A 9,532-nucleotide genomic window follows, 5' to 3' on the forward strand; every position below is an offset into this window, starting at 1 on the left:
CCCATCCCCCGAAACCGTCAACCGCAAGCAACACACCGGGAAAACCCCGGCTGACCCCTGCATCGCGACGCAAGCAACGCACCGGGAACGCCCGGCTCACCGCTGACTCTCGCAACGCAAGCAGCGCACCCAGAATGGCCCGGCTTACCCCTGACTCGCGAGGCAAGCAGCGCCAACGGATGGCCCGGTCAGCGACGCCGGCGAAACGTCAGATATACCCGTGCTCGCCCAGCTCCTTGAGTTCGTCCACAAGGTGCTTGACCTCTTGAGCTCGCTCCCGAGGAATCACCAGAACAGCATCAGGCGTATCCACGATCACGAGATCTCGCACACCCATGGCCGCGACCAGACGCCCCTCGGTAGGCACCACGACGAGCCCCTCGGTCTCACGAAGCAGCACACCCGACTTCTGCGAGATGTCCCGTCCCACGATGACGTTCCCCGACGGGTCAGCCGCCAGCACAGCACCGAGGGTGTGGAAGTCGCCGACGTCGTTCCAGCCGAAGTCACCCCGCACAGTGCCGACCCGGCCGACCGCAGCCGCCCCCTCCATGACCGCATAGTCCACAGAGATGCGCGGCAACGTCGGCCATACCTCACCGAGCACTTCTTCGCGCTCCGGCGTCTCCCAGGCCGCCGCGATACGAGACACGCCCGCCGCGAGCTGCGGCTGCTGCCGGGACAACTCGGCCAGGAACGCGTCGGCCCGCCAGACGAACATCCCCGCGTTCCAAAGGTAGTTGCCGGACTTCACGTAACCCTCGGCTACGTCGTACGTCGGCTTCTCTTTGAATTCTTCGACCGAGAGCACCGGCCCATCGACCGTTTCGCCACCGCACTGCAGGTAGCCGTAGCCAGTCTCAGGACGGGTGGGGGTGATGCCCAGCGTCATCAGCAACCCCTTGCGGGCGCCGACCATCGCCTGCTGGATGACCTCGGTGAACCTTCCCTTGTCGGCGATCAGGTGATCCGAGGCGAACGATCCCATGATCGCTTCCGGGTCGCGCCGGGCGATGACCGCCGCCGCCAGCGCGATCGCCGCGCAGGAGTCCCGGGGTGAGGGTTCGACCAGCACGTTCGCGTCCGGGATGGCTTCGAGCTGCCGGGACACGGCCGCCGCGTGGGCCACGCCGGTGACCACGAAAACACGGTCCATCGGGGCCAGCAGATCGAGGCGGTCAACCGTGGCCTGGAGCAATGATGCCTCCGTGCCCGTCAGCGGGTGCAGAAACTTGGGGTGACCGGCTCGGGACAGCGGCCAGAGACGGGTTCCCGTCCCGCCGGCAAGAACTACGCCGTACAGTCCGTCGAGTTGATCGCTCATGCGCACAGAGTGTAAAGGTCAGAGGGCCGCGACCCGTTTCCAGGTTGTGACGTGTACCTCCGCGCTCGACGCCCACGTGAACTCTTTGGCCCGGTCGAACCCCGCCTTGGCCAACGTGAGGCGTCGCGGCTCGTCGTGCAGCAGGTCGGCCAGGTCGGTCGCGATCCGGTCGGGGTCTTCAGTGGTGTACGCCACCGCGTCGCCGCCCACCTCGGGCAGGGAGAGCCGCGGGGTGGTGAGCACCGGCGTCGCGCAGGCCATCGCTTCGAGGATCGGCAGACCGAAGCCCTCGCCGAATGAGGGGTAGCAGGCCACGAGCGCACCGCCGAGGAAGCCCGGCAGGTCGGCGTACCGAAGATAGCCCGGACGCAGCAAGCGCAGGTGGGACGGCACTTCGGCCACGGCCCGGTCGATCTCGTCGTCGTGCCCCTGCCCGCCGGCCAGCACGAGCGCGGGCGGGTGCGGCCAGTCGGCGACCGCGCGGGCCCAGCCGCGGATCAGGTTGGGCACGTTCTTGCGCGGCTCCTTGGCCCCGAGGAAAGCGACATACCCGGCGTCGGTGAGACCGAGCCGAGCGCGAACGCGGGCCTTCTCCTCCTCGGTCGGCGCGTGGAACGCGGCCTGGTCGACACCGTGATAGGCCACGTCGATGTGGGTCGGGTCGGCGTCGAGCAGACGGATCAGCTCGTCGCGGGTGGCCTTGCTGGGCACGATGACCCGGGCCGCGCGGCGCAGCGACGTCTTGATCGCGCTGCGGAAGAAGGTGCGCTTGGTGTTGTCGTAGTGCTCGGGTTCGGTGAAGAACGTCGCGTCGTGCACGGTGACCGTCACCGGACATCCAGCACGCAACGGACACGTATAGAACGGCGAGTGCAGCACCTGAGCACCGACCTGCTGGGCCAGCAGCGGCAGACCCGTCTGCTCCCAGGCCAGCCGGGCGGGCCGGTGGGCGACAGCGGCCGGGCCGGCGATCACCTCGGCCCGGTTGTCGAGCATGCGGCTGTAACGCTCCGCATCCGAACGCTGGGCCACGACGGCCAGGTCGACCCTGTCCGGGTCGATCCGCCCGAGGGCGCCGAGCAGGCCGTCGACGTATCTGCCGACGCCTCCTCGGTCTGCGGGGACGCTGGTGGCGTCGACGAGCACTCGCGGGGGGCGACCGGCGGTCACGAGGCAACTCCCAAAGAGGTTGTAATTCAGACCACTGGCAAGGGTACGCCCGGATCGCGTCCGGCACGTGACCGCGACACCGCGTTGTTGCGTCCGTTTCCTGGTTCTCATCGCCCGCTCAGGAACAATCACACACAGTCACCCCACTAACGTGTGGTGAGTGCAGAACACGATCCCGCTGACGCTGGCGGCCGCCGTCCGCCGCGACCCGGCGAACCCCCTGCTGACGTTCTACGACGACGCCAGCGGCGATCGCACCGAATTGTCCGGTGCGACCCTGGACAACTGGGTCTCGAAGACCGCAAACCTGCTGGTGGACGGTCTGGGTCTGGGCTCCGGCGACACCGCCGCGGTGACGATGCCGCCGCACTGGCAGACTGCCGCGATCCTGCTCGGGATCTGGTCGGCCGGCGTCGAGGCCGCGACGACCGACCCGCAGTCGGCGGACGTGCTGTTCAGCACGCCGGATCAGAGCACAACGACAAAAGCCTCAGACCGCTACGCGACCGGCTTACTGCCGTTTGCGATGCCGCTCCGCGAGTTGCCGGCCGGCTTCGCCGACTTCGTTCTCGAGGTACGCCAGTTCGGTGACTACTTTCCCGGCGCGCCCGTGACGGAAGCCGACCTGGCCCTGAACGGCCGCACCCACGCCGAGACGCTGGCCGCCGCGAATGGCCGCGCCGCCGAACTCGGCATCACGCCGGGCCGCCGCGTGCTGTTCGACGCCACCACCCACCCCGACCCGGTCGACTGGCTGCTGGCTCCCCTGCTGGCCGGCGCCTCGATCGTGCTGTGCGCCCACCTCGATCGCACAAAGCTCGACTCCCGCGCCGAGTCCGAAAAAGTGACGCTGGTGGTCGGCTAGGTTCGCCGGCCGCTTACGTCAGGCATTCCGCCACTGCCGACGCAGTCAGCTGTACGTGGGCTGAGGAAGGGCCGGGTCGGCCGGCACGACATCGATCCGCGAGTCGGCGATCAACTCGCGGATCGCACTCTCGTCCGCACCGATCCCGGCCCAGTGCGGGTCCACGTCTTTGGCCACGCACCAGGCATGGTCGGCGGGCCACACGAATGCGGGATCGGGCAGGCCCAGCCGCGGCTGCCCCGCCCACATCTCAGCGGCGCCCCAGTCGCCGAAGTCTCCGAGCGCGCCACGGAACAGGAAGTACGAGCGGTGCGGCAGCTCGACCCGCGGCCCGTCGAGCACCTCGGGCGGGAAGGCCGGGGCGGTGCGCTGATCACCCCAGATGGTGCCCCAGCCGTCCCAGAGACAGAAGTAGCACTCGCCGGGCGTGCTGGTGTGCCGCGCGAGCGTCTCGAGAGCCGACCGCAACTGCTCGGTCTCCGACGGCCCGTCCTCGTCGGCGACAGCGTCGTTCTCGCTCTGCCCCGCGAACGCGGGGTCGGGCAGAAACCGCAGCCGGGCGTAGGCGGGCAGCCCGGCCGGTCCGAAGGTGATCAGCCGCGGCCAGGGACGTACGCCGGCCGTGAGCCAGTTCGCCGCGGACAGGTCGGACCAGGGACGCAGAGCCATATCGCCATCCTCCATGCCCCTCAGGCCGGGTGGAGGCTGGTCAGCGGTGAGGGATATCGCGGCGCGAGGCTTCAGCGGCGTCGGCGGGCCAGGTCTTCGAAGGCGAGCAGGGATTCGGGGTTGGCCAGGGCGCCCTTGGCGGCGGCGGATTCGACGGGAGTGCCGGTCAGGATGCGTTTCACCGGGACTTCGAGTTTCTTGGCCGACAATGTGCGTGGAACGGCTCGTACGGCGTGGATCTCGTCCGGGATGTGCCGCGGGGACAGGGATGCGCGCAGTTCGGCGGCTATGCGCTTGCGCAGTTCGGCGTCCAATTCGGTGCCTTCGGCCAGCACCACGAACAGCAGCAGCTCGCCGTTGGGGTTGTCGTCTTTCTCCAGGTGTACGACCACCGAGTCGGCGATTTCGGGCAGGCTTTCGACGACCGAATAGAACTCCGAGGTGCCCAGGCGCACGCCGCCGCGGTTGAGGGTGGCGTCGGAGCGGCCGGTGATCACGCACGAGCCGTCGGTGGCGATGGTGATCCAGTCGCCGTGGCGCCACACACCGGGGTAGTAGTCGAAATACGCCTCGCGGTAGCGCTTGCCGTCGGGGTCGTTCCAGAAGCTGACCGGCATGCTCGGCATGGGGGCGGTGATGACCAGTTCGCCGAGCTCGTCGATCACCGGGTGGCCGGCCGGGTCGTACGCCTCGACGCGGGCGCCCAGGGCCCGACAAGCGATCTTGCCCTCGACCACGGGGAGCAGGGGCACGGCCCCGACGAAGCCGGTGCAGACATCCGTACCGCCGGAAAGCGATTGCAACTGCAGCTGCGTGCCCACCGCCTCGTAGACCCAGTCGAAGCCCTCGGGCGGCAGCGGCGCGCCGGTCGAGCCGATGCCTTTGAGCTGGTGTTTTCGTGGCGTGAGCCCGGCCTTGCGGCAGGCCATGAGGAACGGCGCGGAGGTGCCGAAATAGGTGATTCCGGACTGGTCGACCAGGTCCCAGAGCGTCGACATTCCCGGGTACGCCGGGTTGCCGTCGAACATCACGACGGCCGCGCCCACGGCCGGGCCGCTGGCCAGGAAGTTCCACATCATCCAGCCGGTGGTGGTGAACCAGAAGAACCGGTCACCGGGGCCCAGGTCGTGGTGCAGGGCCAGCATCTTGAGGTGTTCGAGCAGGATGCCGCCGTGGCCGTGGACGATCGGCTTGGGCAGGCCGGTCGTGCCCGAGCTGTAGAGCACATAGAGCGGATGGTCGAACGGCACCGGTTCGTACGCCATGGGCTCGTCGCCGTTGAGGTCACGGAACGTGTCGCGGGCCGGATCGAGGTAGCCGATGGTGACGACGTGCCGCAGCGACGGCAGGGCTTCGGTGATGGCGGCGACCTCTTCGCGCCGGTCGACCGTCTTGTCGCCGTAGCGGTAGCCGTCGACCGCGACCAGCAGGGTGGGCTCGATCTGTTGCCATCGGTCGATCACACTACGTACGCCGAATTCGGGCGCACACAACGAGAAGATCGCACCGAGGCTGGCTGTCGCGAGCATCACCACGTACGTCTCGGGGATGTTGGGCGCATAGGCCGCCACCCGGTCGCCGGGGCCGATGCCACGCGCTTTCAGACCCGCGCGAACGGCCCGCACCTGCTCCCGCAACTGGTCGGCGGTGAGGGTGATCGGATCCCGGGTCTGGCTGTGGGCGAGCACGACCGGGTCGTGGCCGGCCAGCCCGGGCATGCGCAGCACATGCTCGGCGTAGTTGAGGGTGGCGCCCGGGAACCACTTCGCGCCCGGCATCCCGGCGCCCGCGGGCAACACGCCCGACGGCGGGTCGTGAGCGATGACCTCGAAGTAGTCCCACACCGACTGCCAGAACGCGGGCAGGTCGTCCACGGACCACTGCCACAGCGCCGCGTAGTCGGCGAAGGCCCGGCCCCGCTCCCGCTGCAGCCAGGACAAATAGTGCCCGATCCGGGACGTCTCGCGGACGTCGGCCGGCGGCTCCCACAACACTGCGCCCGTCATGCCCACACCTTAACGTTCATTCAGCCTTCTCCTCCTCGGCCCGGGCCCGCTGGATCGCGGCCCGCCGGGCCAGGCGATGTTCCCGCCGAATGAGAGCCTCGCGGAAGCGGCGCTCGTCCTCAACGTTCTCCGGCAACACAGGCGGGACCCCACGTGGGTGGCCCGACACATCCACCGCCACAAAAACGAGATAGGCGGTGGCGACAGTCACAGGCTCATTGGGTACGACGTCCCAGCGCTCGGCGACGACCTTGACGCCCACCTCCATCGAGCTCGACCCCGTCCAGTTCACCTGGGCGTACGCGTGCACCAGGTCACCGACCCGCACCGGCTCGACAAAGACGATCTCGTCGATGGCCGCCGTGACGGCCGTTCCGCCGCTGTGCCGGGCGGCCGACGCGCCGGCCACGTCGTCGACGAATTTCATCAGGACGCCGCCGTGCACGGTGCCATAAAGATTGACGTCTATCGCTGTCATGATGCGGCTCAGGGTGACCCGGGAATGGCTCGTGGGACGGCCGGGGAGCTGCTCATTCATGCGGCGTACGTTACGTCGTCCTTCCGCCTGGCTGCCCGGCGACGGTACGGTGCGACGGCAGCCGGATTCGGGGAGAGAAAGCGTGCGCCACTTCAGGTCGATCTTGTATGCCCTCGTGCTGGCACCGGCGGTGTGGGTGCTCGCGGGAGTGGGCTTCACACACGATCTGACCGCTCGCGGGCGCGACGACTTCGCCGTCGAATCGGTGGCCGGGCTGCTGATGCTCGTGCTGGCCGGGGCGGCGTACGCCATTCTGCTTTTCGCTCCGATCTCGCCGGCCGGGCCGCTGGTGGGCGGTCTGGCCTATCTCGGCATTTCGGCATGGGCGCTGGCGGCGCCTGCGGCTTATGCGGGAGTCTGGCCGGAATCTGTGGCTAAAGAGGGCTTCGATGTGAGCCGGCCGGGATTCGGGCTGGCGGCGTTACTGGCAATCCCCTTGATTTGTACGGCTTTGAGCGCGCGCCGATGGGCCGGGTACGAGCCGCCGGTGCTGCCGCTGATCGGCCGCCTGGGGCGGGCGCGGGGCCACGTGGCGATGCCGCCGACCGCCGCCGTGCCGCGCGTGACCGACACCGACCCGACAATGGCGATGCGGCTCGGGGTGATCGCACCCAGCTCCAACGACACGACGGCGGTCGTGGTCGGCGGGCGCCCCTACCCCGACCCCGACGCCACCACGGTCCTGCCCCCGAATGCGGAGACGGCCGGCCTGGTCTCGCCGAACGCCGCCACCCCGGCTGGGGTCGCCGCACCGGACGCCGCCGGCACCCCGGATGGGGTCGCCGCACCGGACGGCACCGGCGCCTCGACGGGGATGGCCGCGCCCGACGAAAAGACCGGCGAGAACGCCACGACTGCGACGGACGACCGGACCGCCGAAAACGCCCCGGTCGCGGTGGGCTCGCCAGCCGACAAGAGCACCGCTCGGCTCGAGACCGGTCGTGCTGTGAGCACCGTTCAGCGCGAGACCGCCGTCGACGATGCCGAGCTGGGCGGGATCGGCGACGGTGAGGCGGTTGCGGGTGACCGCGATGCGGACGCCGTCCTGGATGTGGTGGTGGCGCTTGCGGCTGAGGAGCCGTTGAAGATCGGCGAGGTAGTCGATGTGGCGCCCGAGGATGAGGCGACCATCGCGGTTTCGACTGTTCGCGATGAGCGGCAGACTGCGGTGGTGGTCTCGTGGGACGAGGCTGCGACTGTTGCGGCACTCTTCAACGGCCAGGCGTCCACTCGGCGCGCTTTCGTTGTGGGGCCACCGGTTGAGCTGAGGGCCGCGGAACTCGAGTCGGCCGACGCGGGTCCGACGCAGGTCGAGGAAGAACCGGCGAAGACCTCGGTCGACGACTTGTCCTCGACCGCCGTCAAATCGGGCGACGAAGGTGTAGCTGCGGCATCCGTCGTGGTCGCCGACGGCTCAGAGAGCGACAGCACGCCCCGGCCCGGCGCGGCCGACGATCAACCTCAGCTGGTGGCCGAGCCGGCAATCGAGCAGGCCGAAGCCACCGACAACGGCCGAACGGCCAAGGGCGCAACTGCCGATGAACCCGCCGACAATGGCGAGGCGACCGAGGCCCCGATCCCCGAAGCCGCCGACAACAGCGACACGACCAAGGCCCCGATCCCCACCGAAGCCCACGACAACGCCGAGACGACCGAACTACTGGCCCCCGTCAACAGCGACATGGCTGAGGCTTCAACCCCCGTCGAGGCTGCCGGCACGACCGAGACCCTCGTCCCTGTCGAGACTGCCGACCACGGCCAAGCCGGCGAAACCCCAACTCCCGTCGAAGCCGTCGACGGCGAGATGACCGAGGGTTCGACCCCGGTCGAAGCCACCGACGATAGCCAGGCCGCCGAAGCCGCAACCGCCGTCGAAGTTCTCGATGACGCCGAAACGACCGCGACTCTGACCCCAGTCGAAGCCACCGACAACAGCCAGACCGCCGGAGCCGCAGCGCCTGTCGAAACCCTTGACCATGAGGCGACCGAGGCCCTAAGCGCTGTCGAGGCCACCGACACCACAACTCCGGACGGCGAAGCGACCGAGACCGTCAACACCGCCGACACCACCACTCCAGACGACGAAGCGACCGAGACCCTCAACACCGCCGACACCACCACTCCAGACGACGAAGCGACCGAGACCCTCAGCGCCCTCGACACCACAGCCCCGGATGGCCAGGAGACGGACGCCGTCAGCGCTGTCGACGCCGCTGGCGTTGGAGAGACTGCGGATTCTGGGGTGGCTGGTTTCTCGGATGAGGACGGCGATGCCGAGGTTCGGGTCGACGACGACGTTGCTGGGGAGCCGGTCGGGGGCGAGCCGACGGCTTCGGGCGAAGACGTTGGGCGGGCCGGCGATGAGCTTGTGGCGGAGAGCGTCGAAGAGCCGGCGTCGAACGTCGCCGGGAAGGAGGTCGGCGACGACGGGGTCGGCGACGAGGTTGCTGGCTTTGTGGTTGGGCGGGCCACGCCGGTGGCCAGCACGCGGGGTGTGCCGCCCGAACTGGAGGAGACGCGGTCGCTCGAGGCGCCGGATCCGGAGCGGACCCGGGCCATCAATCTGGGTGAGTTGACCACCAAGCTGCAGATCACGCCGGCCAACGGCGAAGAGGTCAAGGCCGTCAACGAGCCGGTGCGTGCGCGGGCGACCGTGGCCGCGCCCGATACGAGTGGACCGGATCTCTCCGGGGCCGAGATCACCCGGTCTTTGACCGCGCCCGACCCGGACCGGACTCGCACCATCAGAGTTTTCGCAGCGGACGACAAGGATGCCCGCGAGACGACGGACGATGGGGAGACCACTCGGTCGCTCAGTGCGCCCGACCCCGACCGCACGCAGACGATCATCGTTCTCTCCGCCGACGCGGCGACGCACGGCCAGGCGACGCACGGCCAGGCGACGCACGGCCAGGCGACGCACGGCCAGGCGACGCACGGCCAGGCGACGCACGGCCAGG

At 69.2% G+C, this 9,532-nt stretch carries 7 protein-coding genes; 2 read left to right on the forward strand and 5 right to left on the reverse strand.

Translation table 11 applies throughout. The features are described from left to right. Nucleotides 1-208: 208 nt before the first annotated feature. Nucleotides 209-1,324: a mannose-1-phosphate guanylyltransferase gene (locus tag M1L60_RS20575; protein ID WP_253239066.1), complete on the reverse strand. Its 1,116-nt coding sequence runs from the start codon at nucleotides 1,322-1,324 to the stop codon at nucleotides 209-211. Between the two features lie 18 nt (nucleotides 1,325-1,342). Further along, nucleotides 1,343-2,494: a glycosyltransferase family 4 protein gene (locus M1L60_RS20580; RefSeq protein WP_253239067.1), complete on the reverse strand. Its 1,152-nt coding sequence runs from the start codon at nucleotides 2,492-2,494 to the stop codon at nucleotides 1,343-1,345. Nucleotides 2,495-2,654: 160 nt separating this feature from the next. On the opposite strand from M1L60_RS20580, the gene M1L60_RS20585 reads away from it, so the two are divergent. Then, complete coding sequence (locus M1L60_RS20585; RefSeq protein WP_253239068.1) at nucleotides 2,655-3,359, forward strand: TIGR03089 family protein; 705 nt, start codon at nucleotides 2,655-2,657, stop codon at nucleotides 3,357-3,359. Between the two features lie 45 nt (nucleotides 3,360-3,404). Here the strand turns inward: M1L60_RS20585 and M1L60_RS20590 are convergent, their stop codons facing one another. From M1L60_RS20590 to M1L60_RS20600, 3 genes are all read right to left on the reverse strand, one after another. Continuing rightward, nucleotides 3,405-4,028: a hypothetical protein gene (locus M1L60_RS20590; protein WP_253239069.1), complete on the reverse strand. Its 624-nt coding sequence runs from the start codon at nucleotides 4,026-4,028 to the stop codon at nucleotides 3,405-3,407. Nucleotides 4,029-4,099: 71 nt separating this feature from the next. Beyond that, complete coding sequence (locus tag M1L60_RS20595) at nucleotides 4,100-6,034, reverse strand: acetoacetate--CoA ligase (protein WP_253239070.1); 1,935 nt, start codon at nucleotides 6,032-6,034, stop codon at nucleotides 4,100-4,102. A 16-nt stretch (nucleotides 6,035-6,050) separates the two neighbouring features. Next, nucleotides 6,051-6,572 carry an acyl-CoA thioesterase gene (locus M1L60_RS20600; RefSeq protein ID WP_253239071.1) on the reverse strand — a complete coding sequence of 174 codons (522 nt, stop codon included), beginning with the start codon at nucleotides 6,570-6,572 and terminating at the stop codon, nucleotides 6,051-6,053. Between the two features lie 82 nt (nucleotides 6,573-6,654). On the opposite strand from M1L60_RS20600, the gene M1L60_RS20605 reads away from it, so the two are divergent. After that, the coding region (locus tag M1L60_RS20605; RefSeq protein ID WP_438862137.1) for a hypothetical protein at nucleotides 6,655-9,532 on the forward strand (2,878 nt) is incomplete at its 3' end.

It is taken from the genome of Paractinoplanes aksuensis (assembly GCF_024137025.1).
Taxonomy (GTDB): Bacteria; Actinomycetota; Actinomycetes; order Mycobacteriales; family Micromonosporaceae; genus Actinoplanes; species Actinoplanes aksuensis.

Coding starts and splice junctions, on each gene's coding strand:
- M1L60_RS20575 (WP_253239066.1), bottom strand. CDS start 1,324: ATGAGCGATCAACTCGACGGACTGTACGGCGTAGTTCTTGCCGGCGGG.
- M1L60_RS20590 (WP_253239069.1), bottom strand. CDS start 4,028: ATGGCTCTGCGTCCCTGGTCCGACCTGTCCGCGGCGAACTGGCTCACG.
- M1L60_RS20595 (WP_253239070.1), bottom strand. CDS start 6,034: ATGACGGGCGCAGTGTTGTGGGAGCCGCCGGCCGACGTCCGCGAGACG.
- M1L60_RS20600 (WP_253239071.1), bottom strand. CDS start 6,572: ATGAATGAGCAGCTCCCCGGCCGTCCCACGAGCCATTCCCGGGTCACC.